Genomic DNA, 24426 nt, shown 5'->3' on the forward strand with positions numbered 1-24426 from the left:
GCCTGAAATCTGAAAACAGCCACTAGTTAAGTCAAAAAACCGTGCACAGTCAAATTTATGGCGCACATGTCTGGATTAACTGAGGGTTAATTAACCAAACAGATGGTAAACCTTTGCCGCGTTCTGCGCTTGGGTGATCTGCGACATCTCGTCGACTATCGCCTGACGCTCACCCATCGCCACTTCCAGAAGCTGCTTGTAGACATGCAGCAACTCCTCAAGATTATCGCGCAGCGCGACCTCGTCCACCGAAGCTTCACTCAAGACATCTTCCATGCAGGAACGGCAATCGAGGTCCAGTTGACCGATCGCCTCCCAATTGCGCTCGGCCAGGGCTCCGACCAAGGCTGCTCGGGTTTCTTCAATTCGCTGCAAAACAAGACTCATGGTGATCTCCTCAGAACTGCGGAGCGGGCGCAGGTGCGATCGCATCCCAGCCTTCCTTGACGGTGCTCAGCAAGCCGGCAACCTCATCAAGAATGCGCGGATCGCTGCTGATGTTCGCCTCGGCGAGACGCTTCATCATGTAGATGTAAAGACCGTCCAGATCAGCCAGCGTATCCGCGGAATTTTCCAGATCCAGGCCTTCGCGCAGTCCGCTGACGATGCCGATGGCCTTGCTGATCGACGTGCACTTGGCAGGAATATCCTTGCGCTCGATCGCACCTTTGGCCTGAGCGATACGGTCCAGGCCGCCTTCCATCAGCATTTGCACCAGGCGATGAGGGCTCGCTTCAGATGTCTGAGCGTGCGCGCCTACTTTCTGGTATTGCCGAAGGGCTAACATCGGATTCATGTTCTACCTCATTTGCCACAATGACTCGTATGAACAGTGTATCGCCAGCGAGTCGAAAAACTTTAGACCACAAGACAAAAACCCGGCGCACGCTCGAAAGCGTAGCCGGGTTTTTGTCGCTCTTGCATGTTACTTCGCGGATTGCTGAGCGTTGAGCGAGGCGAAGAACGACGTGATGTTGCTCGCCGTAGACTTCATCTGGCCTACCAGCAAGTCCATGGCGTTGTATTTTGCAGTCAACGTCTTGGTCAGGTTGGCAACACGCAGATCGAGCGCCAGTTGCTGACTGGTCAGGCTCTTGGTGTTGTTGTTCAGGATCGCCATGCGCTGATCAAGCAAGCCCGCGGCGGTAGGGAGACTACCGGCAGGAGGCTTCAGGTACGGATCCACCGCCTTGCTCATGCGCGCCAACAAACCGTTGGTGTCGTTGGTACCCGTAAACATCTGCTGGACCTGACCGGTCATGCCCGGCGTGGACATGGTCTTGTTGAATGCAACGGTGTCGAATGTCAGGTTACCGGTGAGCTTGTCAGTCATCACGCCCAATTGCGACAGGTAGGCCATCGGACCGGTGCTGGTCCCGCTCGGCATGGTCAATTGGCTACGGATATCGGCAATCAGCGAACGCGGCAGGGAGTCACCGGTAAAAGCCGCCTGAACAGTCAGCTTGCCATCTTCATCCGGCGTCGCCTTGGACAGGGTGTCGATGGTGGTCTTCAACGTGTTGTAGGCATCGACGAAAGCCTGGACAGACGTCTGCAGACCTTTGGTGTTCGTGTCGACGCTCACCACAACAGGCGTGCCTTGCGGATTCGGGACAGTCAGCAGGTTCAACGACAAACCACTGATGGCGCCGGTCACCGTGTTGCTCTTGCTGGTCACTGTCAGCCCATCGATGGTCAGCGATGCATCTTTGGCGAGCCCGTTGACCGCTCCGGAATCACCCGCCGCCGGAGTGGCACCCATTGTTTTGGTGCCATCGATTTCCAGACCGGCAATGCCGCTCACACTCAAGTCAGAGCCTGCGCCAGTCTTGCTCGAACTGATCACCAGGCGCGAGGCACCGGTGCTGTCCGTCACGATGTTGGCAGAGATACCATTGACACCCTGAGCCGTGTTGATGGCATCACGAGTGCTCTGCAGGGTCGCATTGGCCGGGATCGTGACATTGTAATCAGTGCCATTCTGACTGATTTTCAGGGTACCACTCGGAATGGCACTGGCAGCACCGCCGGCAAAGGATGCACTGGCTACTTTCGAGCCGGTGGCCAGATTATTCACAACAACACTGTAAGTACCCGAGACCGCGGTGTTATCCGAAGTAGCGCCCAGAACAGTTGGATTACCCGAAGTCGCCGTGTAACCGGCAAACGCTGGGTTGGTCTTGCTGCCCAGATTGGTCATCGCGGTCTGGAATGCCGTCAGCGCACTCTTCAGCGTACCTACACCGGAAATCTTCAGCGTGTTGGTTTTCGTCGCATTGTCGATCTGCGTCTGCTTCGGCGACTTGTCGGCGTTGACCAGCGCAGTAACGATCGCACCGATGTCCAGGCCGGAACCCAGGCCAGAACCCGGTAAAATTGGACTTGCCATGTGCATCTCCCTTGGGTTGTTGCCAGTCTTTTGACCAATACCTGCGTCTAAAGAACTTCAAACACTATTCATGCCAGCTATCAGACTTTGGCGTCGAACAACACGTGACTTGCGTTGGCGAGGCTGTCTGCCAGCTTGAGGGCTTCTGCGGAAGGGATCTGTCGTACGACCTCGCCCGTCTCGCTTGCGATCACCTTGACGATGACCTTGCCGGAATGCTCGTCGATCGAGAACTCCAGATTGCGCTTGATCGACTGAACGAACTTCTCGATCTCCTGCACCGCCAGCTTCAGCTTGGTCTCATCTGACTCCTGACTCTTTTTCGAGGCAGGAACAGCATCAACGGTCTGAGGCTTGGTTTCCGACGGCTTGTCGGCAACGGTATTGACTGGCTTGGGAGCCGGATAAGACACGTTAAGCTTGACGCTCATGTCCATGCTCATCACCTCATAACGTAAAAAGCGAGAGAGCACGCAAGCGCACTCCCCCGCTAAAACTCATTCCGAAATTACTGAAGCAGCTTCAGTACAGCGGAAGGCAGTTGGTTGGCTTGAGCCAGAACAGAGGTCGAAGCCTGTTGCAGGGTTTGCTGCTTGGTCAGGTTAGCAGTCTCTGCGGCGAAGTCGGTATCTTGTACGCGACCTTGTGCAGCAGTGGTGTTCTCGGTGATGTTCTGCAAGTTCTGGATGGTGCTGGTCAGACGGTTTTGCGAAGCACCCAGGCTGGCACGAGTTGCACCGATTGCAGCGATAGCGGCGTCGATTGCAGTGATCGCGTTGTCGATGTTCTGCGAAGCAGAACCAGCGCCAGTACCGGTAGTACCGGTCAGAACTACAGTACCGCTGCCTACGGACAGGCTGACGGCGTCGAACTTGGAGCTCAGTACCAGGTCGATGTGGTTAGCCGAACCGGTGTTTGCGCCCACTTGCAGGGTCACAGTACCAGCCGAACCGTCCAGCAGGTTTTTGCCGTTCAGGTTGGTAGCAGCCGAGATACGGGTGATCTCGTCGGACATCTGAGCGAATTCAGCGTTGGTAGCGGTCTGGTCAGCAGTGCCGTTGGTACCGTTACGTGCTTTAACAGCCAGTTCACGCATACGCTGCAGAATGTCGGTTGAAGCTTGCAGAGCGCCTTCAGCGGTCTGGGCAACGGAGATACCGTCGTTGGCGTTCTGGATTGCCTGGGTGTTACCGCGGATCTGGGAAGACATACGGTTGGAGATCTGCAGGCCAGCGGCGTCGTCTTTAGCGCTGTTGATTTTCAGGCCGGAAGACAGGCGCTGCATCGAAGTCGACAGAGCGTCGGAAGCGCGGTTCAGGTTTTTCTGAACGTTCAACGACGTGGTGTTGGTGTTTACTGTTAAAGCCATGACGAATTCCTCGTTGGTTGGGTACTGCGGCTTCCGGCCCTGGCAACCGCCGGGTATGGCCTAGAGAACCTTCGTAATAGTTATCGTCGGGTTTGCAGGTTGCTTGAGGGCTTTTTTGAAAAAATTTGCCATCACCCTGCCACCCCCTAGAAAACAAAGACTTAGCAGCACTTTACCCTCGAAAAAATGACGTCATAAAACCGTCCATGGCGCAAACCGGCGGGCCAGCGCCTTCGCCCCTCGTCAGGCGGACGATTCTTCCAGCAATCGAATCAACTCGTACTCCATGAAATCGGCAAGTCCCAACCAGTCCTGACGCTCCTGGCACTCGAGCATCTGCGTGAGCAACTGCGCCCAGGCGTGCTGCTTCTGTACACCGGCCGACTGCAATGACCGCTGCGCGCCCTCGAATACATCGACCATGGTCAACGCGGCCTCGACGTCACGTCCCAAGCGGAACAGCCCGGCACACTGGTGGCACTCGTCTACCCAGCCTTTCAGCGCAGTCATTGCACAAACTCCTGATTGAACGCTGTACCGGCAATCTGCGCCCCCGCGCGGCTGCTGTTGAAGAACGCCACCTGCGGCTGACTGGCGATGTATCGCTCCAGCACGCACAGGTAACCGCGAAAATTGAGCTGGGTACTGACACGCTGGCCATATCCGTCACGCACCCAGTGCCGCGCCTGATTCACCGACGGCCCGAGGTCACCGTCATTCCAGCCGGCATGGGTTTTGTTCATCGGGAAGGCAAAATCGGCGCCGAACAGGGTGATGCGTGCAGCGCCCATCTTCACAGCCAGGTCCACGGCCGGGTGAATCACGCTGCCACCCACATGCAGCAGCGCCCTCGGGTGCTGCTCACGCAATGCCGCATAGACCGGACTGGCCGAGTAAGCGCCATAACGCCTGCCCTTCCAGGCCCTCAACACCTGCGGGTCACTCATCGGCAGATACACCAGCGGGATGCCGTCGGATTCCTCGAAGGGCAAATGCCGGAAGCTGATGCGCTGATCGATGCTCACCACATAGTCGGGCACGATCCCGTGCTCGCGCAGCGGCCGGTACGCGGTATCGACACAAATGAACAACGGACGCCCGGCCCGCTCGCGGATCGCGGCCAGACGTTCGAAATGCTGTTCCAGCGTCGGCCCGGTGCCGATCACATAGATCTCCCGACCGGCACAGGTGCCGAACAAGATCGCCACATCATCATCGGCGAGCAACACAGGCAAGCAGTCGCGCAGACGCTGTTGTATGAACGGTGACTGCGGATCGAACTCACGATTGTTGAAGCTCAGGTGCACTTCGCTGACCAGCCGATCACGAATCTTCGCGTTGAAGTCATCGGCCAGCAGCATCTCGGCGGGCAAGGCGAAAAACGGCGTGCAGATGTCGGACAGGTCGCCGGCGTAGAGCAATTCAACCCGCGGGTCCTGCAACCACTCCCGTTGATCGATCAATTGCAGCACCAGGGCAAACAGCGCGCCGTTGAGGATGTGCACATACAGGCGTTCGAGCCCGGTGCGCTCCAGCAGCACCGTGGGCAAGTCCCCGAGGCCGGTGCCGTAGACATGCAGTTGCGGCTTGTCCGCCGGCAGGGTGGCAGCCTGAATCTGTGCCTCGCGGACACGGTCATGCCGGCTGGTGAGCTGAATGCCGCCAATGCTCAGCGTCGAGCCCAGCCCCTGCGTCAGCTCAGCCTCGATCGCCGAACTGTCTTCGCCGAGCAATCGTGCGAACAGCGCCGGCCAGCGTCGCTCGACGACTTCAGCATTGGCCTGGAAAAACTCACTCATGGCGCCTCGCGCTCCCTTCAGGCAAAAAAATAGCGTTCAAGGTTAACCCTTGAACGCTATTTTTGTATCCGCCGTTTTTAACCGATTCAAGGACGATAAATAATCGCCGAACCCCACGACAGACCGACGCCGAAACCACTGATCGCGATGCGGTTCCAGTCGGAATCCATCACGTGTTTTTCCAGCAGCAGCGGCACACTGGACGACACGGTGTTGCCGGTCTCGACCATGTCCTTGATGAACTTCTCCGGCTCGCCTTCGAACCGCCGCGCCACGGCGTCGACAATCGCCGCACTGCCCTGGTGAATGCAGAAGGCATCGATGTCATCGGCCTTCAGACCGGAATCGTCGAGCAGTTCGTGCAGATGCGCAGGCACCTTGAGCAGTGCGAAGTTGAACACCTGACGGCCGTTCATGAAGAACACGCCATCGGTGACTTTCAAGTGCGGTGCGCCGGAACCGTCAGTGCCGAACTTGGCCTTGCCCAGCGCCCAGACCGGGTCTTCGCCCATCCAGGTGGCAGTGGCGGCATCGCCGAACAGCATGGTGGTGTTGCGGTCTTCCGGATCGACGATCTTCGAATACGGGTCGGCGGTGATCAACAGCCCATTCTTCAGGCCGGCGGCTTCCATGAAGCCTTTGATCGCGTAGATGCCGTAGACGTAACCGGAGCAGCCGAGGGAAATATCGAACGCCGCGACATGGGTCGGCAGACCGAGTTTGTCCTGGACGATGGCAGCGGTGTGCGGCAGGCCTTCTTCGTCACCGTTCTGTGTGACGACGATCAGCGCATCGATGGATTCACGCTTCAGTTCAGGGTTGTTGGCAAACAGCGCATTGGCCGCTTCAACGCACAGATCGGAGGTTTCCTGTTCCGCGTCTTTGCGTGGGAGGAAGGCCGAACCGATCTTGCCGAGGATGAATTCTTCATCCTTCTCGAATTTTGCACCTTGTGCGTAATTGTCCACGCCGGCTACAGGAACGTAGCTCGCAATGCTTTTTATGCCAATCATTACGGCTTCCCAATAATAAACAGCCCAATACCACCGCTCGCAAGGATTCGAGGGGCGCCGACAAACAGAAAACGGCCGCCACAACGGGCAGCCACGGGGAGCGCAAAGGGCTATCACTGGAACCGAAAACGGGCCAGGCGCCATCTCCCCGGTCATTACAATACAGTGAAGATGCGCGTTATGACTCGCAGGTCACGCTATTTTGCCGAATCGATGACAGATCGGGTCATTCGACCAATGACCAGTCCAGCGGCGTACCACGTTTGATCGGCTGGCGCGCACGACGCCCGAGGACGGCATCGGTGTGCTTGGGCGGCAAGCCGAGACCGGGACGAATGGCGCGCACATTAGCCACCGTGAAGGGTTCACCGGTCGCCATATCGGTCGTGACGTACAGCGACCGGCGGTAGACCAGCGACTTTTGCTCAGCCTCGGTCACGCCGTAATGCACCTGGCCCATGGCCTGCCAGGCGCGCTCGGTCTCGACCACCAGACTGGCCAGTTCCGCCGGTTCCAGCGAGAAACTGGCGTCAACCCCGCCGGCCGCACGGTCGAGGGTGAAGTGTTTTTCTACCACCGTCGCGCCCAGCGCCACCGCCGCCACCGATACGCCAACGCCCATCGAATGGTCTGACAGCCCGACCTCACAACCGAACAACTCACGCAGATGCGGGATCGTGCGCACGTTGCTGTTGGTCGGGGTCGCCGGGTAGGTGCTGGTGCACTTGAGCAGCACCAGATCCTTGCATCCCGCCTCACGGGCGGCGCGCACGGTTTCATCGAGTTCGGCGAGGCTGGCCATGCCGGTGGAAATGATCAGCGGTTTGCCGGTCGCTGCGACACGGCGGATCAACGGCAGATCGGTGTTCTCGAAACTGGCGATCTTGTAGGCCGGCACATCAAGGCTTTCGAGAAAGTCCACGGCGCTGTCATCGAACGGTGTCGAAAACGCGAGCATGCCCAATTCCCTGGCCCGGGCGAAGATCGGCACATGCCATTCCCAGGGTGTGTGGGCCTTTTCATACAGGTCATAGAGCGAGGTGCCGGCCCACAGGCTGTTCGGATCCTTGATGAAGAATTCGCCTTCCGCCAGATCCAGGGTCATGGTTTCGGCGGTGTAGGTTTGCAGCTTCAAGGCATGGGCACCGGCCTTGGCCGCCGCTTCGACAATCTGCAAGGCGACGTCCAGCGACTGGTTATGGTTGCCGCTCATTTCAGCGATGATGAACGGCGGCGCATCGGCACCGATCCGGCGGCTGCCGATCTTGAAACTGCTCATTGACGGGATTCCTTCAAAACCTTGGTGAACGCGCAGGCACTCTGGGTGAACCCGGCGTCACGGAAAACATTCATCGAGGGCTGATTGGCCGGCAAGACCTGGGCGGTAATGGCGGTCATTTGCGGCCAGTGCGCTGCCACAAAGGCTTCGCCCTGTGCCAGCAGCGCCCTGCCCCAGCCGAGGCAGAAACGCCCCTCGAGCAGATACAGCGAAACCTCTGCCTCAAAGCCGCGCAAATCGTAGCGCAGGACACCGACCGGGCCGTCATCCGCCTCGGCCACCAGCAGCAACCGCTGAGGATTGCGCAGGCTCGCGCCCAGCCAGTTCACATGTTGCGTCCAGTCAATCGCAGCGCTGTCCAGCGACCAGCGGCGCACCGCCTCGGCATTGCGTCCGTCGAACAGCAACTGCGCGTCATCCGGCGTCGCCGGACGCAACTTGAGCACCGCGCCGGCCAGTGCCGTCGCCACCCGCAGCGCACCGCGTCCGTCGACCAGTTGCCGCGAACGCTCGGCCAGGCTCTGGCGCAGATAAAAGTTGCCCACGACAAAGCCGATGGCATCGCGCAGTTGCTCGACGCTGACCTGCTCGCGCGCGCCCATGAACACATGCGCCCCGGCCGCCGCCATCACCTCGCCGTTGGCCTGTTGGTTGTTCGACACCGCAATGCAGATCGTCGGCAGGCCCAGGGCCGCGCGTTCCCAACTGGTGCCGCCGCCGGCACCGATAAACAGGTCGGCCTCGGTCATGCGCCGATGAAAATCGCTGACAAAACTGTGCAGGCGCCAGTGCGGCCGCGTTTCGGCCAGCGCCTGCATCTCTGCCCAGGCCGGGTTGTCAGCGCCGGCGACGAAATCCACTTCAAGCGCCGAAAAATCCGCCAGCGCCAGCATCGCGTGATGAGTCTGGCGTGCCGCATCAAAGCCGCCGAAATTCACCAGCACCCGGCGCGCCACCGGTTTGATCTCGATGGCCGGAGCACTGAACTCTTCGCGCAACATGGCGAAGCGCGGACCGAGTAGCGTTCGGCACCCGGCCGGCAGCAGCGGCTGATAATTTTCGCTGAGCCCGGAGAGGTTCTGATTGAGCAACAGGTCCACGCTGTAGCGGCGGGTCGCCAGATCATCGACGGCGGCGACCCGTGGTGCGAAGCGACGAGCTGCAGTCTGCCAGTGATGGTCGAGGCCGTAATGGTCGGCGACGACCCAGTCAAATCCGGGCTGCCCTTCCAGTTGCGCCGCCAGTGCATCGATATCCGCCTGCCACGGCAGCATCGATTCGATGGCCTGCTCCGGGTCTTCACCGGCATAGCGATCCGGCAACGCGAAGGTCTCGAAACCCTCGCGCTGCAACGCATCAAGCCGATGCCCCGGCAAACGACGACAGGCGAACGCGACATGACTGCCTTGCGTGCGCAGTACTCGCGCCAGTGTCAGGCACCGGGCGATGTGGCCACTGCCGATGGTCGGCGAGGCGTCGGCGCGGATCAGCACTCTCATTGCAACTCTCCACCAGCCTTGAGGGCGGCGTAGAGGTACTCGGCGCGCTTCCAGTCTTCGGCGGTATCGATGTCCTGCACCAGATGCCGGGGCAGGATCACCGGCAGACTGGCCGGCGAATACAACACCTCGCTACCCAGCCACGCCTCGCGGCGACCCCAATAGAACTGGCCGGCATCCTGAAAGGCAGCCGGCAGATCCTGCGAACGGGTATTGCGAAACTCGGGGTACAACGCCGTCAGTGCGCCCTGCCCGTCCAGGGTCAGGGCGCGCTGCACCGGAAAGCCGAAATCGGTGACTGAAAAAGCAAAGGACTTGTCCGGATGCTGCGCCAGCAACTCCAGGCCCTGACGTAGAAACCGCGCCTGCAACAGCGGCGCCGTAGCGTACACACAGCAGGCGTATTCGAAGGCCGGCAGTTGCAGCAGGGCATGCGCGATCACCGCCGCAGTAGCGGTGAAATCATCGGCCAGTTCCGCCGGACGCATGAACGGCACCTGAGCACCGTTGGCTCGCGCCATGTCGGCGATCTCTGCGTCGTCGGTGCTGACCACCACCTGCTCGAACAAGCCTGAATCGAGGGCCGTACGAATCGAACGGACAATCATCGGCACACCGTCGAACGGCTTGAGATTCTTGCGCGGGATGCGTTTGCTGCCCCCGCGGGCCGGGATGATTGCGACGTTGTTCAAGGACGTTTTTCCAGCAGGAACCAGGTGATGTCGTCCACCGGAAATTGCGGATCGCGGTGATAACCGAAGCCGTAATCCAGCAGTTGCAGATCGGGATAGCGATCAAGCATTTCCCCGGCGAAATCACGCTTGAACAGCTTGCCGCTGTTGCCGCGATAGGACACTTCCACCGGCGACGGATTGTAGTACTCGGCGATCAAGATGTAGCGCGAACTCAACGCATACAACTGCGCATACGCCGTCGCCAGTAGCTCCGGCGCCAGATGGATCAGCACGCCTTTGCTCAGGGTCAGGTCGTATTGGCGTTCACGGGGAAAGTCGAACAGCGAACCGTGCCAGATGTTCGCAATCTCCAGCGCACGCGCCTGGGCACAGGCACTGGCATTGATTTCGACCCCGAACAGCTCGCAGCGGGGCAACAGCTGACGCAGCGCCTGCAAGTTGTTGCCGGCGTTGGTGCCCAGCTCCAGCAGGCTGTCGATCCGCCCGGCCCGGGTCAGCGCCTTGGCGAACAACGCCAGATTGGCCGCCACCAGTGGCTGGCCGACGTTGCGGTCAACGTACTGGTTACCGAATTCGCCCTGCCAGAATTGTTCCTGCTCGCTCAGATCACGCATTACCGTTTTCCATCCACCGCCACGGCGGCAATCATTCAGTCAACCGACGCAATTGCTCGACCACGTAGTCCTGCTGCTGATCGCTCAGCAACGGGAACAGCGGCAGGCTGATCGCTTCGGCGTAATAACGCTCGGCTTCGGGAAAGTCTCCCTCGGCAAAACCCAGATCACGATAGTACGGCTGCAAATGCAGCGGAATGTAGTGCAGGTTCACGCCGATGCCGGCGGCACGCAAGCCTTCGAACACCTGACGGTGACTGAGGCTGATGCGCTCGGTCTGCAAACGCACCACATAAAGATGCCAGGCCGATTTGGCTTCCGGCTGGAGGCTCGGCACGGTGACAGGCAAGTACGCCAGCAGACGGTCGTAACGCGCGGCCAGCTCCCGACGACGGGCAATGAACTCGTCCAGTTTGTTCAGCTGCGACAGGCCCAGCGCAGCTTGCAGATCGGTGATCCGGTAATTGAACCCGAGCTCGACCTGCTGGTAGTACCACGGGCCGTGGCTGGGTTCGGTCATCTGCTGCGGATCGCGGGTCATGCCGTGGCTGCGCAGGCGTTGCAGACGCTCGGCCAGTTCCGGGCGATTGGTCAGCACCATGCCGCCCTCGCCGCTGGTGATGATCTTCACCGGATGAAAACTGAACACGGTCATCGCGGCAAATTCACCGCAGCCCACCGGGCGCCCGGCGTAACGGGCGCCGACCGCGTGGGAGGCATCTTCAATGACGGTGAAGTTGTAGCGCACGGCCAGTTCGGCAATCCGCCGCATGTCGCAGCTCTGCCCGGAGAACGCGACCGCCACCAGTACTTTGGGCAAGGTGCCGTCGCGCTCGGCAGCATCAAGTTTGCTCGCCAGAACTTCAGCATCGAGGTTCCAGGTCAGCGGGTCGATGTCCACGAAGTCAACGTCGGCACCGCAATAACGGCCGCAATTGGCCGACGCGAGAAAGGTATTCGGCGTGGTCCACAAGCGGTCGCCAGGTCCCAGCTCCGCGGCCATGCAGGCAATGTGCAGCGCCGCCGTGGCGTTGCACACCGCCACGGCGAAATCGGCCTGACAACGCTCGGCCATCGCCTGCTCGAAGCGTTCGATGGTCGGCCCCTGGGTCAACCAGTCGGACTGCAACACCTCGACGACCGCGTCGATGTCCGCCTGATCGAGGCTTTGCCGGCCGTAGGGAATCATACCGACAGCTTCGCGTGCAGGTCGGCGATCTGCCCCACCGAAAGGAAGTGCGGGTTGGTGTCGGAGCGGTACTCGAAGTCTTCGCCGACCGGCACCCCACGCTCACCGAGTTTGTCCTCGGCAAAATCCACGTCGACGCTGGTGAAACGAATCGACGGCTGGATGGTGTAGTGATCGGCAAATTCCAGGGTCATCCGCGCATCGTCCAGCGGCACCATCAACTCGTGCAGCTTCTCGCCCGGACGAATGCCGACGTTCTTGTGCGGCAGGTGCTCGGCCATTCCCCGCGCGAGATCGACCACGCGGATCGACGGGATCTTCGGCACGAACACTTCGCCGCCGTGCATCCGCGCAAAGCTGTCGAGCACGAACTGCACGCCGTGATCGAGGGTGATCCAGAAGCGGGTCATGCGCTCGTCAGTGATCGGCAGCTCTGTCGCACCGTCGGCGATCAGTTTGCTGAAAAACGGCACCACTGACCCGCGTGAACCGGCGACGTTGCCGTAGCGCACCACGGCAAAACGCGTCTGCTGTTCACCGGCAATGTTGTTGGCCGCCACGAACAACTTGTCCGACAGCAACTTGGTGGCGCCGTACAGGTTGATCGGGCTGGCGGCCTTGTCGGTGGACAGCGCGACGACTTTCTTCACGCCGTTGTCGATGGCGGCGGCGATGATGTTTTCCGCGCCGTTGACGTTGGTGCGGATGCATTCGGTCGGGTTGTATTCCGCCGCCGGCACTTGCTTCAAAGCTGCGGCATGCACCACGTAATCGATGCCGCGCATGGCCTGACGCAGGCGATCAGCGTCGCGCACGTCACCGAGGAAGTAACGCATGCACGGCGCGTTGAACGCCTGCTGCATTTCGTATTGCTTGAGCTCATCCCGGGAGAACACCACCACGCGCTTGGGCTGGTATTGCTCGAGCAGGCGCGCGATGAACTTGCGCCCGAACGAGCCGGTGCCACCGGAGATGAAAATCGATTTACCGTTGAACATGTCTTGAGTTCCGTTCCTTGTACGCCAGGCCTAGGCGATCAATTGCGCCCAGTTCAGCGAAGCGCTGTCGTTCAGCACAAAGCCTTTGCCAGTCAGGCTCAGGTTGGCGTTGTACGCCTGATCCTGAGCGAACGCCGCCGCCCATTTTTCCTGCAATGCAGCCAGTGCCTGATCAGCCTGGGCGATATCGCCCTGATGGATGACTTGCACCGATGGCGTCCAGACAGTCAGGTAGCCGGCCTGACCGGCCTTCAGGCACAGGTCGACATCGCTGAAGCCGGCAGCGAACGTGCTGTCGTCCAGACCGCCCAGAGCCTCGAACAATTCTTTGCGCACCATCAGGCAAACGCTGGAAACCGCCGAGTAGTTCTGGTCCACGGACAACCGGTACAGATAGCCTTCGGCGTCGTGTTTCTCGCCGACGAATGCCGAGCCGACACCACCGTTCATGCCCAGGATCAGACCGGCCTGGCTGACCTTGCCGTCGCGGTCGACCAGTTTGGGACCGACCACCCCGATTTCCGGACGCAGCGCATGGTTGAGCAGCGAGTCGAGCCAGTTCGGATTGACCACTTCCGCGTCCGCCGCCAACAGCACCAGAAACTCGCCTTGAGCCTGCTGGCTGGCCGCGTTGCACCGCGCGGCCGTGCTGAGCGATTGATCGGCGCGCAGCACGCTGACTTTCGGATGCTGATAAGTCCCGAGCCAGTCATTGACCTCGGCCGATTGCGAAGCCGTGGTTGCAATCAGGATTTCGTACTTGTGATAGCGGGTGCGCAACAGCACGCCTTCCAGGCAGCGTTGCAGAGCAGACAGATCGTCCCCGGCCGGGATAACGATCGAAACCAGAGGGCGATCACTATGGTGATAATCGATCTGGTAGACCCCCGGCACCGCCGACGTGACCTTGGCCTTGTAACCGCGATTGCCCAGATGACGCAGCAATGCCAGACGCTCATGCGGATTCTCTTCAAGCTCCGGCGCCTGAGTGATCAGCAGCGGCTCATCGAGGTGCGCCAGGCTGTTCAGGCCACCCTGTTCAATGATGCGCAGCAGCAGATCGAACTCCAGCGCCTTGCTGAAATCGGCCCGGTAGCCGTCAACTTCCAACAACACCTCACGCCGTATCAGCCAGTGCCGCGCCATCAGGCCCGGCAGGCTCAACAACAGGTCGAGATTGAAGCCCGGACGGAACACATCCATCAGCGCACCGTTTTCCCGGCGCTGAATCTCGTCCGTGGAAACGGCGCTGATACCGCCAGCGTTCATCAGCTCCAGGCTGGCGCGCAACAGGCCGCCGGCAGTGAACTCATCCCCCGCCTCAGCCAGAAGCAACCAGTCGCAAGGCGACTGACGAGCACTCTGGTTGAGCTTGTCGACCAGATTGTCGGGAGTCACGCGGACAAAGTGCAGCGTGTTCTGCGCAGTGGTCGCCGCCGGTGCTTCACCGGTGGTGAACACGACAATGCGAAATGCCTTGCATTGACCTTCGAGCAGGCTGTCGAGGCTGACCTGCAACTTGTCGATGTCGTCATCCATATCCAGCAGGAAAATGCCGAATTGCGGACCACCACCGTTCACGGCCAGATGTTCGGCAATCGACCCGATCTGCACCGCATCAGCTTGACGCGACTCCAGCCACTTGAGCAGACGCCCGGATTGCATCTGGTCGAACACCTGATGGTGATCGGCGACGGTCAGCGTTTCCAGACGTGCGATCCAGTCACGCATCTTCAGCGCTTCCTCACTTTCGCCAGACAGCTCCAGTTGCTCGGCCAAGCGCTTGGCTACGGTGCGGTTGAACGCATTGAGATCATGGGCCTGCCACAGACGGTCAAGCACGCTGGCCGGGGTATCGTTGTTGCGCGCCTGGATCAGGTGCGCCTGACGCGTCCACACACCCTCGAGTTTTTCCAGTTGAATGCGCCCGGCCGGCATCGCGTGCAGCATGAATTCGAACTGTTCGAGGCGATCGAAGAATGCCTGGTTGTAGAACGGCATTTCGACGTACTGCAGGGGGCCGAAGCGGCGGTCCGGCCGCTTGAGCTCCTGGTTCCACGTCGACTGGATAATCAGCTCCGCCGTCAGGGCGCGGCCGCTTTGCAGACTGTCGACCATCGCCTCGAAACTTTGCAGGGCAAACGCCTTGCCCTGCTCTGCGTTCAAGTCTTTGATACCGGTTGGCAGACCCGCGAGGAACTCGGCGAAGGCTTCGCGTTCGGCCACGGATTTCGCATCGATATAGGTCAGCGAGTGGTAGACCTCTGTGCTGTGCTCAGAGTTGCCATAGTTGATCTCACGAACCACATACGGGATCGGCAGGATTCGCGCCTTGGCACTGGCCAGCAGGAAATATACATGGCCGATTTCCTGCCACTGGAAACTGGTGCCCGGCGGCAATGCCGAATGCCAGGTTTTCATCAGGTCGGTACGGGTGACCGCGTAGAACGGCGGGATGTACTGACTCATGTAGTCGACGACGCGGTCCTGCGCCCGTTCGGACGCATAGTCTTCCTGCACTTTCTTGTCGCGGCGGTAGTAGCTCACGCCACCGCCCAGCGTCAGGTACATCATGCAGTAACCGTGGCACATGCCGTAATCCGGATTCGCCTGCAGGAAGCCCACCGACTCGGCCAGCGAATCGTGCAGGATGAAGTCGTCGTCGGCCGCCAGCACCATGTACGGCGTGGTCAGTTGCTCCACGCCATAGGCCAGCTTGGCCTGCATGCCCCAGTAAGCGAACTGCGGCACGTGGTGGTAATCAACTGCGGAGAAGTCGCCTTCCGGCCGCTCGGCCGTGGAGTCCAGCACCATGATTCTGCAGGGCAGGCTGCTGTAATACTTCACCGCCCGACGCAGGAACGCCGGACGATTGTGCGTAATCAGCACTACGGTCAACAGCTCGTTGAGCGGTAGCGTCAGTTCAGAACTGTACTTGCCTTGCATAACTTCTCTCCACAACCGGCGACTCGCCGAGACAACGCTTTGGTGATGTTGCGAATTAACGAACGCGACGCAGATAGCCGTCCGGCGCCACGGTGATCAGCAGCTTGTTCTGCAGCTGAACGTCGATCTCGAAATCCTTGCTCTCTTCCAGGTATTTCCACACGGCAGTCTTCGGGTTATCGCCCGGCCCCCATGGACGATCCGGGAAGAAATCGGCCGGCATGTCTTCAACCACGGTGTCCATCACCACGCAGTAGCTGTCGACCGAAACCAGTGGCGCGTAGAGGCGCAGCTCTTCGAGCACGTGGTCGTGGGTGTGGTTGGAATCGAGCACCAGAATGACTTTCTTGCCCTCGGCGGCAGCGCGAACCTGAGCGGCGATGGCCGGGTCGATGCTCGAACCTTCGATCATCTTGATGCGCTTGCTCATCGGGTGGCTTTCGATGGCTTCGCGGTTGTGCGCACGGATGTCCAGATCGATGCCCAGCACCTCGCCGTGACCTTGCAGTTCCAGCAGGGAGGCGTAGTAGATGATCGAACCGCCGTGGGCGATACCGCACTCGATGACCAGATCCGGCTTCACCTGCCAGATGATTTCCTGCATGGCCATCATGTCTTGCGGCAGCTGGATGATCGGACGGCCCATCCACGAGAAGTGGTAGCTGTACTTGTGCTTGGCCGATTCGTTGAAGAAATCGCGGGCCAGGCCGGTGAGTTTCTGGTCGTCACCCTGTTGGGCGATCTGCTCGCGGCATTCGGCTTCGAAAGCTTTGTTGATGCTGTTGTCGGTCATTTTCAAAATCTCAAGGGTCACTGGAACGAAGCGCTGTCGACGGCGTGATAGACGTAACGTCCACCGGTCATCCGCTTGATCTCTTCGAGGTAATTGGAATTCATCACAAACAGGTTGGCGCCCTCGGGCAAGGCATCCATTGCCTCTTGCGGCGAGGACACCCGGGCGCCGCTCAGGGGCAGGTAACGCCCCTGCTTGGCCGGGTTGATATCGACCACGCGATCCACCGCCACGCCGGCGCGTTGCAGGAACAGCGAATAGATCACGCCTTTGGACGAGGCGCCCCAGATCGCCGAACCCTGCTCGGGTGCGCCCTGGATAATCTGCACCGCGCGCTCGAGGCTGGCGGTGAAATCGTCCGGCAAGGCCAGGCGTGGCACCGGTTGTTCCGGGGTCAGGCGCAACGTGGCAAGGTCAGCGACGATGTACAGGTATTGGCCACCGAACAGGTGACCGGCCTCGTGCACGGTGCCGAACATCCGGCGCAGGTCATCGAGGCGGAAGTAATTGACGTGCTCGTAGAACAGGTCGAACCAGGCGCGGTGTTCGAGGATCCAGTCGAAGCACGGCACTTCGATGTAGATCTGCCCGCCGCCCTGGTTGGCTTCGGCGATCACCGCCAGAAAGCCCAGCGGATCCTGGATATGTTCCAGCACATGACGCAGCACGATGGCGTCCGCCTCAAGGCCCAGACCTTGGGTGAACGGGGCCTTGATCACGTCGGCGTTATCGCCTTCATAGGCCGGGTCGATGCCGGTGATGCGATAACCCAGGCCCTTGAGCAGCTCCAGGAAATAGCCTTTGCCGCAGCCGACTTCGATCAGTTCCTGACCCTTGAAGTGCCGGGCAATGATGCCTTCGACATCGCTCAAGTGCTTCTGGAACTGACCGGAATGCGCCTGCTCGTTCTGGTAGTCGGCGTCGTAGCTAAGCTTGTCGGCGTCGAACGCCGCATTGAAGATCAGACCGCTGCGTTCATCCTGCACCAGCAACATGTCGGCGCTGGCCGATGCCTTCGCCGATTCGGGATCGGCAAAGGTGCGGTTCTGCAGCACCGGCAGGTCGGTGACCCGATACAACTCGTGCCTCATTGCGGCTCTCCCAATAACTGTTGCAAGCGCTCGGTCACCGCCCAGAACGCCAGCGGTTCGTGGGTCGGATACGGGTAATGGCCGAGGTTCAGGCCGATGGTCGCGCCGCGTTCACGCACGTGCTGTTCGACCAGCGACCGCACCGAAACCGGCTGGCCGCTGGCGCAGTTGATCGTGCCGTCGAAGTCGCGTTTGTGCAGGATCGCGGCGAGATGAGCGGCAGCGGTTTCAATCGGCAGAAAATCGCGCAGCTGTTCACCGGCCGACATGTTGAACGTCGCATCGCCGGCATCGATTGCCCGGTCCAGCGCGGCCAACAGACTGTTGGGGTTCTGCCCTTCACCGTGCAGGTAGAACAGCCGTGCCCATTGCAGGGTGAACGGATGCTCCTGCTGCAGATGTTGCAAAAACAGGTGCAGCGTGTGTTTGGCCAAACCGTAAGGATTGGCCGGCTGCGAGTCGTTCTGCTCGCTCAGCGGGCCGCTCTGCATGCCGTACTCGAAGCAGGTGCCGGTGACCAGCACCTGCTTCACGCCCGCCTCTACCGCGCCTTTGATGAAGCGATAGTCGGCCATCAGGTTGTGCTCGAAATGGAACAGCGCCCGATAGTTCGGCAACCCCGGCCAGGCCAGGTGGGCGAGTGCATCGACCCCCTCGGTGAGCGCCGCGACATTCAGATCCGCCGCGTGAATATCCGCGCTCACGAACTCGACGTCCTTGATCCACGGCATGTCCGCAGCTTTCTGCACATCGCGCGCCACCGCCCGCACCGTGTAACCACGGGTCAGCAACGCTGCGACCAGATGACGACCGACGAAGCCCGTGGCCCCGGTGACCAGCACCTTCACAGCACGCTCAACTCAGGCACGGCGATCACGAAGCGACCGTCCCACTGACGCACCTGAGCCAGCTGCTGGCTGACTTCATGCAACAGGTTCCATGGCAGCACCAGCACGTAATCCGGCTTCTCGATATCGATCTGCGCCGGCGCGACAATCGGGATGCGGCTGCCCGGCAAGAACTTGCCCTGCTTGTGCGGGTTGGCATCGGCGACCCAGGCCAGCAGATCCGGTTTGACCCCGGCGTAGTTGAGCAAGGTGTTGCCCTTGGCAGCAGCGCCGTAACCGACCACACGCTTGCCATCGGCCTTGGCCTGCAACAGGAAACGCAGCAGATCATGCTTGATACGTTCGGCAGCCGGCGCCAGCGTCGCGTAGTACTCGGAGGTTTTCACCCCAGCGTCGAGCTCGGCCTGCAACTGCTGTTGCACGGTCGGCTGCACGGCGCGGCGTTCGCCATCCTTGCGCTGGACGAACACCCGCAGCGATCCGCCATGGGTGGTCAGCTGGCTGACGTCGAACACTTCCAGGCCGTTGCGCTCGCACAGGGTCTGCACGGCGGTCAACGACAGGTACGAATAGTGTTCGTGATACAGCGTGTCGAACTGCGCGCCGGCCATCAGCGTCAGCAGTTGCGGGAATTCGAAGGTGGCGACGCCGGTCGGTTTGAGCAGCGCAGCGAAACCACCGAGGAAATCGTTGATGTCCGGCACGTGGGCGAGCACGTTGTTGGCGGCCATCAGATCGGCGGCCCAGCCTTCGCTTTTCAGCTGGGTGGCGGTATCGCGACCGAAGAACAGTTCACGAATCTCCAGGCCTTTTTCCCGCGCCGCTTGCGCGGTACTGCGGGTCGGCTCGACGCCCAGGCACTGGATGCCGCGACCGGCCACGTATTGCAGCAGGTAGCCGTCGTTGGCCGCGACTTCCACCACGCGGCTGTCAGCGGTCAGGCCAAAGCGCTCGACCATCTGGGCCACATAACGCTCGGCGTGGGCCAGCCAGGTGCTGGAGAACGAACTGAAGTAGGCATACTCGGCGTCGAACAGGCTGTCGGCGGAGGTGTAATCCTCGGTCTGCACCAGCCAGCATTGCTCGCACACGGCGACCTTCAGCGGCACCCATTGTTCGGCCTGCTCCAGCCGATCGGTGTGGACGTAGGCATTGGACGGTGGCGAGGTGCCGAGGTCGATCAGCGGCAGGCTCAGCGGTGCAGCGCACCCACGGCAGTTCATAGACGCACTCCAGCAAAGTGTTGATCGAGCGCGGGATGGCTGGAATCACGCGCTGACAAATTATTGACAGGCAACGGCCAGGCAATCGCCAGCCGTGGATCGTTCACCGACAGGCCGCCCTCGTGCTCCGGCGCGTAATCGGCGCTGTGCAGATAAAGCAGTTCGGCGTCTTCGGTAAGGGTCTGGAAACCGTGGGCGAAACCGGCCGGAATCAACAGGCTACGACCGTCGCCGGCCTTCAGGTGCTCGGCGTGCCAGTGCAGGAAGGTTTCCGAGTCCGGGCGCAGGTCTACCGCCACGTCCCACACCTCACCGCGCAGGCAGGTGATCAACTTGGCTTCCGGCGCGTTGGCATTCTGGTAATGCAGACCGCGCACGCTGCCCTTCTCGCGGGTGCAGGAATGGTTGATCTGGCGGATGTGAAATTCACTGCCGAACGCCTTCAAACTGCCCTCGCAGAACAGCCGGGCGAAGTGCCCGCGCTGGTCTTGGAAGCGTTTGTGCTGAACGCTGAACAATCCGGCCAGCGGTAGCTGTTTCAAGGAAAACTCGCTCACAGCGCGCCCCGGTACAGGTTCAGTTGGCCGAGGGTCACGGTGCGCATGTCGTCGCCGTTCTGCCACGCCAGATGCCAGTCGAGGGTCTGGGTCAGGCATTGCTGCAACGACCAGCGCGGTTGCCAGCCCAGCACCTGACGAGCGCGGCTGCTGTCCAGACGCAACAGGCCGGCTTCGTGCAGGTCACTCTTTTCGAGGCGCAGGCCACGGGCCTGAGGCCAGCGGTTGGAGAGCAGTTCAACCACTTCGCCGACGCTGCACATGTCTGCTTCGCCCGGGCCGAAGTTCCACGCCCCGGCGTATTCCGGGCCTTGTTCGTAGAGCCCGGCGGCCAGTTGCAGGTAGCCGGCCAGCGGCTCCAGCGCGTGCTGCCACGGGCGCACGGCTTGCGGGTAACGCAGGGTCACCGGCTCGTCGGCCGACCAGGCTTTCAGTACATCGGGAATCAGCCGTTCTGGGGCGAAATCGCCGCCGCCCAGCACATTGCCGGCGCGCGCAGTGGCCAGGGCCAGACCGTGCTCGGCGTACTTGTCGGCCGGGAAAAACGATGCCGCGTAAGACTGCGCCAGCAACTCGCAACAGGCTTTGCTGCTGCTGTAAGGGTCGTGGCCACCGAGGGCTTCGTCCTCGCGGTACGGCCACAGCCATTCCTTGTTGGCGTAGACCTTGTCGGTGGTCACCAGCACGCAGGCCCGCACGCAACCGACCTGACGAATCGCTTCGAGCAGGTTGAGGGTGCCCATGACGTTGCTGGAATAAGTGCCGAGCGGATCGCGATAGCCTTCGCGCACCAGCGGCTGGGCCGCCAGGTGCAGGACGATCTCCGGTTCGGTGTCGGCGATGATCTCGAGCAAGGCGCCCAGATCACGCAGGTCGCCGCGCTGATCGTTGATGCCTTCGTGCACGCGCGCCAGTTCAAACAGACTCGGCTCGGTCGACGGATCGAGGGAAAAACCGCTGACCTGCGCGCCGAGGCTTTGCAGCCACAGGGTCAGCCAGCTGCCCTTGAAACCGGTATGCCCGGTGACCAGAACCCGCTTGCCGCGCCAGAACTCAGAACTCAGGCCCATTGCTTCCATGGGGCCTCCCCGCTCTGCCACAGCGCTTCGAGATGGTTCTTGTCGCGCAGGGTGTCCATCGGATGCCAGAAGCCTTCGTGCTCGAAGGCTTTCAGTTGTTCGTCCTGGGCCAGTCGAGCCAATGGCTCCGCTTCCCAGGTAGTTTCGTCGCCAGCGATATACGACAGCACTTTTGGCGACAGCACGAAGAAGCCGCCATTGATCCAGCCGCCGTCGCCGCGCGGTTTTTCGGTGAAGCCGAGGACCTGATCACCCTGCCGCTCAAGGGCGCCGTAGCGGCCCGGCGGCTGCACGGCGGTGACGGTCGCCAGACGGCCGTGCCCTTTGTGGTAGTCGACCAGTTGCGCAATGTTGATGTCGGAGACGCCGTCGCCGTAGGTGAAGCAGAACGCTTCTTCGTCCTTGAGGTAACGGCCGGCGCGCAGCAGACGGCCGCCGGTCATGGTTTCCTCGCCGGTGTCGATCAGGGTGACGCTCCACGGCTCGCTGTAGTTCTGGTGAACGTCCATGCGGTTGTTGCGCATGTCGAACGTGACGTCGGAGGTGTGCAGGAAGTAGTTGGCGAAGAAGTCCTTGATCGCGTAGCCCTTGTAGCCGAGGCAGATCACGAAGTCGTGGATTCCGTGGGCGGAATACTGCTTCATGATGTGCCAGAGAATTGGCTTGCCGCCGATCTCGATCATCGGCTTGGGCTTGAGGTGCGACTCTTCACTGATGCGCGTGCCGAGGCCACCCGCCAAAATAACTGCCTTCATCGTCTCCCCTCTTCTACGTCACAGGGCTTGGCCTCACTGTTGCAGGCCTTTGCAGCTGAACCTTTGCCAGTCCGGGCGCAGGTGAATGACCGCGAGCGCTCGTTTTATGGCGATTTGAGGGGGACTTGCAGGAAACGCGCCAGCTCCACAGGCCCGGCGTCGGCGGGAAGTCCGGGCATGAAAAAAGGGATGAATCCGTTGCCGGATTCATCCCTCTCATCAAGCTACTTCAGTGAATCGAACGGATCAGCCAAACATCGCGAATCCATCGATCGTGGCCGGCAGGTCGTAGACCTGGCCGTCAGCGGTCTGCAGATGCTCGATTTTGTTGTACCCGGCATACCCGGGATACCCGGCAGACTCGGCGTACCAGCCTTGCAGTTTCACGCCGCTGTCGGGAACGCCGACGCTGCCGTCGTTGGCGCCATGCAGATAGGCGTCATCACCGATGCGAGTGACGTTCAGCTGGCTGAGATTGGCGACAGTATTCAGGATCAGCGTGTCATTGAGGTCCCAGCCTTCGTCCTGAATCGTTACCAGCCCGGTGGTGTTCACGACATAGGTGTCATCACCCGTACCGCCGAACGCGAAGCCGCCAGTGCCGGACTGGCCCGCAAGGTTGAGAACCAGCACGTCATTACCGCTGTCACCGAACAGCATGTAGTTGCTGCCGGTCCCGGTCAGCACGTCATTGCCTTCATCACCGTAGGCACCGCCGCGGTTGACCGTGACGGTGTCATCGCCCTCGTCTCCATGGGCCAATGTACCCAGGTCATTCACGACACTGACGATGACGTCATCGCCCGAACCGCCAGACAGCAAGTCGGCCTGCGCGACATTTGTGTCGAGACCGGATTTCAGTCCGCCATAGAGATAGTCATTGCCATCGCCACCCACAATCTGGTCACTACCAGACCCGCCTTCGAGGACGTTGTCACCCGAGTCGCCTCGCAGGAAGTCATCGAACCGGCTACCGCGCAGCCCTTCAATATCGACGTAGGTATCGTAGAGCGCGATACCGCTTTGCGGCCCCCAGCCCAGCGAGGCGCTCAACCCTTCGTTGCTGTCGTCGTAGCTGACGATGTCGATACCGGCTCCGCCCTCAAAGCGATCACCGCCCGCGCCACCCGACAGGACGTCATTGCCGGCACCGGAGATGATTCTGTTGGATTCGTCATTACCGTATCCAGTGAAGTCCGCAGTGCCGGTGTAGGTCATGTTCTCGATGAACGCAGCCATGTGCATCGACGACAGGCTGGTGTTCAGTTGATCGATGCCACCGGGGAAATTCTGCTCGACGATGGTCACGCCCTCGCTGTTGATCGTGTACACATCATCACCCGCGCCGCCCTCCAGGGTCAGGCCGCCGACGTTGGCGGTGAAGTGGTCAGCGAACGGCGTACCGATGACTTTCTCCACGTTCACCAACGTGACATCCGGAGCACCTGCCTGCTGACCAATGCCGATATTGACGCCGTCCCAGGAGAGGCGGTAGCTCACGGTGTCGTAACCATCAGCGCCATCCACGATCATGGCGTTATCGAGCAGATACACCACGTCATCGAAATTCGATCCCTGAATCGCCTCGATGCCGGTGAAGGTGTCGCCAGCGGCGATGGTCAATGCGTCGTAGTTCTCGAAGTCGTGGACTCTCACACCTTCAAGGCTGTCGCTATAGCTGACGGTATCGAAGCCTTCGCCACCCACGAAGTGATCAGCGCCGGCGCCGCCCCACAGCCAGTCGTTGCCGGTGCCACCGATGATCTCGTTGTCGCTGGCATTGCCGTAACCCTTGAAGTCGCCCGTGCCGGTAAAGGTCAGCTTCTCGATGAACGGGTCCATCTTGATGGTATTGAGACTGGTGCGCAGCTCGTCGTAGCCGATATAGTTTTCCTCGATGATCGTTACACCTTCGCTGCCGACGATATACACATCGTCACCGGCACTGCCTTCCAGCGTCACGCCGGCCACATTGCTGGTGAAGGTGTCATTTTGAAAAGTGCCGAAGACCTTCTCCACGCCGATCAGCGTATCGACCTTGCCGTCAGCGGCAGTGACGGTCGTCGAGGTATCGTTGAACTCGACGCTCACCCCCGAGGACAAGGCGTAATAATTCGCCGTATCAAACCCTTCACCGCCATCCAGCAGATCATTGCCGGCACTTGCCAGCAACACATCGTCCGACTCCATTCCATAGAGTTCGTCATTGCCATCGGTGCCCGACAGGACATCTGCCTCACTCGTTCCATTCACTACTGACATTTGCGTCTTCCTTGCGTTGTTGTTGAAT

Annotated in this window: 23 protein-coding genes; all 23 read right to left on the reverse strand. The window is 60.6% G+C overall.

Annotation, left to right across the window (positions count from 1 at the left end; genetic code table 11):
* Positions 1-90: 90 nt before the first annotated feature.
* The 23 genes from fliT to AC07Y2_RS13410 all read right to left on the reverse strand — a co-directional run bounded on the left by fliT (position 91) and on the right by AC07Y2_RS13410 (position 24398).
* Positions 91-387, reverse strand: a complete 297-nt coding sequence (fliT, locus tag AC07Y2_RS13300) for a flagellar protein FliT (RefSeq protein WP_007958300.1) — start codon at positions 385-387, stop codon at positions 91-93.
* 10 nt (positions 388-397) lie between these two features.
* A complete protein-coding gene (gene fliS, locus AC07Y2_RS13305; protein WP_007958302.1) occupies positions 398-796 on the reverse strand; it encodes a flagellar export chaperone FliS in 399 nt (132 codons plus the stop codon).
* Between the two features lie 129 nt (positions 797-925).
* The gene (gene fliD, locus AC07Y2_RS13310; protein WP_103385717.1) at positions 926-2389 is read right to left on the reverse strand and encodes a flagellar filament capping protein FliD; all 1464 of its coding nucleotides are present in this window, start codon (positions 2387-2389) and stop codon (positions 926-928) included.
* 80 nt (positions 2390-2469) lie between these two features.
* Entirely contained in the window at positions 2470-2826 is a 357-nt protein-coding gene (locus tag AC07Y2_RS13315) for a flagellar protein FlaG (RefSeq protein WP_039765579.1), read from the reverse strand.
* Positions 2827-2897: 71 nt separating this feature from the next.
* Positions 2898-3758: a flagellin domain-containing protein gene (locus AC07Y2_RS13320; protein ID WP_007958307.1), complete on the reverse strand. Its 861-nt coding sequence runs from the start codon at positions 3756-3758 to the stop codon at positions 2898-2900.
* 243 nt (positions 3759-4001) lie between these two features.
* A complete protein-coding gene (locus tag AC07Y2_RS13325) occupies positions 4002-4268 on the reverse strand; it encodes a hypothetical protein (RefSeq protein WP_064378614.1) in 267 nt (88 codons plus the stop codon).
* The gene (locus tag AC07Y2_RS13330; RefSeq protein ID WP_103385718.1) at positions 4265-5557 is read right to left on the reverse strand and encodes a motility associated factor glycosyltransferase family protein; all 1293 of its coding nucleotides are present in this window, start codon (positions 5555-5557) and stop codon (positions 4265-4267) included. The genes AC07Y2_RS13325 and AC07Y2_RS13330 overlap by 4 nt, the downstream gene beginning before the upstream one ends.
* Before the next feature lie 86 nt (positions 5558-5643).
* Positions 5644-6570, reverse strand: a complete 927-nt coding sequence (locus tag AC07Y2_RS13335) for a ketoacyl-ACP synthase III (protein WP_039765565.1) — start codon at positions 6568-6570, stop codon at positions 5644-5646.
* 226 nt (positions 6571-6796) lie between these two features.
* Positions 6797-7849, reverse strand: coding sequence for a pseudaminic acid synthase (pseI, locus tag AC07Y2_RS13340; RefSeq protein ID WP_103385719.1), 1053 nt, complete (start codon positions 7847-7849; stop codon positions 6797-6799).
* Positions 7846-9348 carry a UDP-2,4-diacetamido-2,4,6-trideoxy-beta-L-altropyranose hydrolase gene (pseG, locus tag AC07Y2_RS13345; RefSeq protein WP_103385720.1) on the reverse strand — a complete coding sequence of 501 codons (1503 nt, stop codon included), beginning with the start codon at positions 9346-9348 and terminating at the stop codon, positions 7846-7848. Before pseG ends, pseI begins: the two co-directional genes overlap by 4 nt.
* Positions 9345-10040 carry a pseudaminic acid cytidylyltransferase gene (gene pseF, locus AC07Y2_RS13350; RefSeq protein WP_103385721.1) on the reverse strand — a complete coding sequence of 232 codons (696 nt, stop codon included), beginning with the start codon at positions 10038-10040 and terminating at the stop codon, positions 9345-9347. The genes pseG and pseF overlap by 4 nt, the downstream gene beginning before the upstream one ends.
* Positions 10037-10657, reverse strand: coding sequence for a pseudaminic acid biosynthesis-associated methylase (locus AC07Y2_RS13355; protein WP_011333034.1), 621 nt, complete (start codon positions 10655-10657; stop codon positions 10037-10039). Before AC07Y2_RS13355 ends, pseF begins: the two co-directional genes overlap by 4 nt.
* 31 nt (positions 10658-10688) lie before the next feature.
* Entirely contained in the window at positions 10689-11846 is a 1158-nt protein-coding gene (gene pseC, locus AC07Y2_RS13360) for a UDP-4-amino-4,6-dideoxy-N-acetyl-beta-L-altrosamine transaminase (protein ID WP_103385722.1), read from the reverse strand.
* On the reverse strand, positions 11843-12844 hold the full coding sequence (gene pseB, locus AC07Y2_RS13365) for a UDP-N-acetylglucosamine 4,6-dehydratase (inverting) (RefSeq protein ID WP_103385723.1): 1002 nt from the start codon (positions 12842-12844) through the stop codon (positions 11843-11845). Before pseB ends, pseC begins: the two co-directional genes overlap by 4 nt.
* Positions 12845-12874: 30 nt before the next feature.
* Positions 12875-15790, reverse strand: coding sequence for a TIGR00180 family glycosyltransferase (locus AC07Y2_RS13370; protein ID WP_103385724.1), 2916 nt, complete (start codon positions 15788-15790; stop codon positions 12875-12877).
* Between the two features lie 55 nt (positions 15791-15845).
* Positions 15846-16583: a cephalosporin hydroxylase family protein gene (locus tag AC07Y2_RS13375; protein WP_039765554.1), complete on the reverse strand. Its 738-nt coding sequence runs from the start codon at positions 16581-16583 to the stop codon at positions 15846-15848.
* A 17-nt stretch (positions 16584-16600) separates the two neighbouring features.
* The gene (locus AC07Y2_RS13380) at positions 16601-17674 is read right to left on the reverse strand and encodes a class I SAM-dependent methyltransferase (protein ID WP_103385725.1); all 1074 of its coding nucleotides are present in this window, start codon (positions 17672-17674) and stop codon (positions 16601-16603) included.
* Positions 17671-18522, reverse strand: a complete 852-nt coding sequence (locus AC07Y2_RS13385) for an NAD-dependent epimerase/dehydratase family protein (RefSeq protein ID WP_207273867.1) — start codon at positions 18520-18522, stop codon at positions 17671-17673. The genes AC07Y2_RS13380 and AC07Y2_RS13385 overlap by 4 nt, the downstream gene beginning before the upstream one ends.
* Positions 18519-19745, reverse strand: a complete 1227-nt coding sequence (locus AC07Y2_RS13390) for a class I SAM-dependent methyltransferase (protein ID WP_103385727.1) — start codon at positions 19743-19745, stop codon at positions 18519-18521. The genes AC07Y2_RS13385 and AC07Y2_RS13390 overlap by 4 nt, the downstream gene beginning before the upstream one ends.
* A complete protein-coding gene (gene rfbC, locus AC07Y2_RS13395; protein WP_103385728.1) occupies positions 19742-20302 on the reverse strand; it encodes a dTDP-4-dehydrorhamnose 3,5-epimerase in 561 nt (186 codons plus the stop codon). The genes AC07Y2_RS13390 and rfbC overlap by 4 nt, the downstream gene beginning before the upstream one ends.
* Entirely contained in the window at positions 20299-21381 is a 1083-nt protein-coding gene (rfbG, locus tag AC07Y2_RS13400; RefSeq protein ID WP_074687524.1) for a CDP-glucose 4,6-dehydratase, read from the reverse strand. The genes rfbC and rfbG overlap by 4 nt, the downstream gene beginning before the upstream one ends.
* Entirely contained in the window at positions 21363-22136 is a 774-nt protein-coding gene (gene rfbF / locus AC07Y2_RS13405; RefSeq protein ID WP_103385729.1) for a glucose-1-phosphate cytidylyltransferase, read from the reverse strand. Before rfbF ends, rfbG begins: the two co-directional genes overlap by 19 nt.
* A gap of 246 nt (positions 22137-22382) precedes the next feature.
* Entirely contained in the window at positions 22383-24398 is a 2016-nt protein-coding gene (locus AC07Y2_RS13410; protein WP_103385730.1) for a calcium-binding protein, read from the reverse strand.
* Positions 24399-24426: the final 28 nt, after the last annotated feature.

It is taken from the genome of Pseudomonas sp. GW456-12-1-14-TSB6 (assembly GCF_059424205.1).

Coding starts and splice junctions, on each gene's coding strand:
- fliD (WP_103385717.1), bottom strand. CDS start 2,389: ATGGCAAGTCCAATTTTACCGGGTTCTGGCCTGGGTTCCGGCCTGGAC.
- AC07Y2_RS13410 (WP_103385730.1), bottom strand. CDS start 24,398: ATGTCAGTAGTGAATGGAACGAGTGAGGCAGATGTCCTGTCGGGCACC.
- AC07Y2_RS13325 (WP_064378614.1), bottom strand. CDS start 4,268: ATGACTGCGCTGAAAGGCTGGGTAGACGAGTGCCACCAGTGTGCCGGG.
- fliT (WP_007958300.1), bottom strand. CDS start 387: ATGAGTCTTGTTTTGCAGCGAATTGAAGAAACCCGAGCAGCCTTGGTC.
- pseC (WP_103385722.1), bottom strand. CDS start 11,846: ATGATTCCCTACGGCCGGCAAAGCCTCGATCAGGCGGACATCGACGCG.
- rfbG (WP_074687524.1), bottom strand. CDS start 21,381: ATGGAAGCAATGGGCCTGAGTTCTGAGTTCTGGCGCGGCAAGCGGGTT.
- AC07Y2_RS13355 (WP_011333034.1), bottom strand. CDS start 10,657: ATGCGTGATCTGAGCGAGCAGGAACAATTCTGGCAGGGCGAATTCGGT.
- pseG (WP_103385720.1), bottom strand. CDS start 9,348: ATGAGAGTGCTGATCCGCGCCGACGCCTCGCCGACCATCGGCAGTGGC.
- AC07Y2_RS13375 (WP_039765554.1), bottom strand. CDS start 16,583: ATGACCGACAACAGCATCAACAAAGCTTTCGAAGCCGAATGCCGCGAG.
- pseB (WP_103385723.1), bottom strand. CDS start 12,844: ATGTTCAACGGTAAATCGATTTTCATCTCCGGTGGCACCGGCTCGTTC.
- AC07Y2_RS13330 (WP_103385718.1), bottom strand. CDS start 5,557: ATGAGTGAGTTTTTCCAGGCCAATGCTGAAGTCGTCGAGCGACGCTGG.
- pseI (WP_103385719.1), bottom strand. CDS start 7,849: ATGAGCAGTTTCAAGATCGGCAGCCGCCGGATCGGTGCCGATGCGCCG.
- fliS (WP_007958302.1), bottom strand. CDS start 796: ATGAATCCGATGTTAGCCCTTCGGCAATACCAGAAAGTAGGCGCGCAC.
- AC07Y2_RS13335 (WP_039765565.1), bottom strand. CDS start 6,570: ATGATTGGCATAAAAAGCATTGCGAGCTACGTTCCTGTAGCCGGCGTG.
- AC07Y2_RS13390 (WP_103385727.1), bottom strand. CDS start 19,745: ATGAACTGCCGTGGGTGCGCTGCACCGCTGAGCCTGCCGCTGATCGAC.
- rfbF (WP_103385729.1), bottom strand. CDS start 22,136: ATGAAGGCAGTTATTTTGGCGGGTGGCCTCGGCACGCGCATCAGTGAA.
- AC07Y2_RS13370 (WP_103385724.1), bottom strand. CDS start 15,790: ATGCAAGGCAAGTACAGTTCTGAACTGACGCTACCGCTCAACGAGCTG.
- AC07Y2_RS13315 (WP_039765579.1), bottom strand. CDS start 2,826: ATGGACATGAGCGTCAAGCTTAACGTGTCTTATCCGGCTCCCAAGCCA.
- AC07Y2_RS13320 (WP_007958307.1), bottom strand. CDS start 3,758: ATGGCTTTAACAGTAAACACCAACACCACGTCGTTGAACGTTCAGAAA.
- AC07Y2_RS13380 (WP_103385725.1), bottom strand. CDS start 17,674: ATGAGGCACGAGTTGTATCGGGTCACCGACCTGCCGGTGCTGCAGAAC.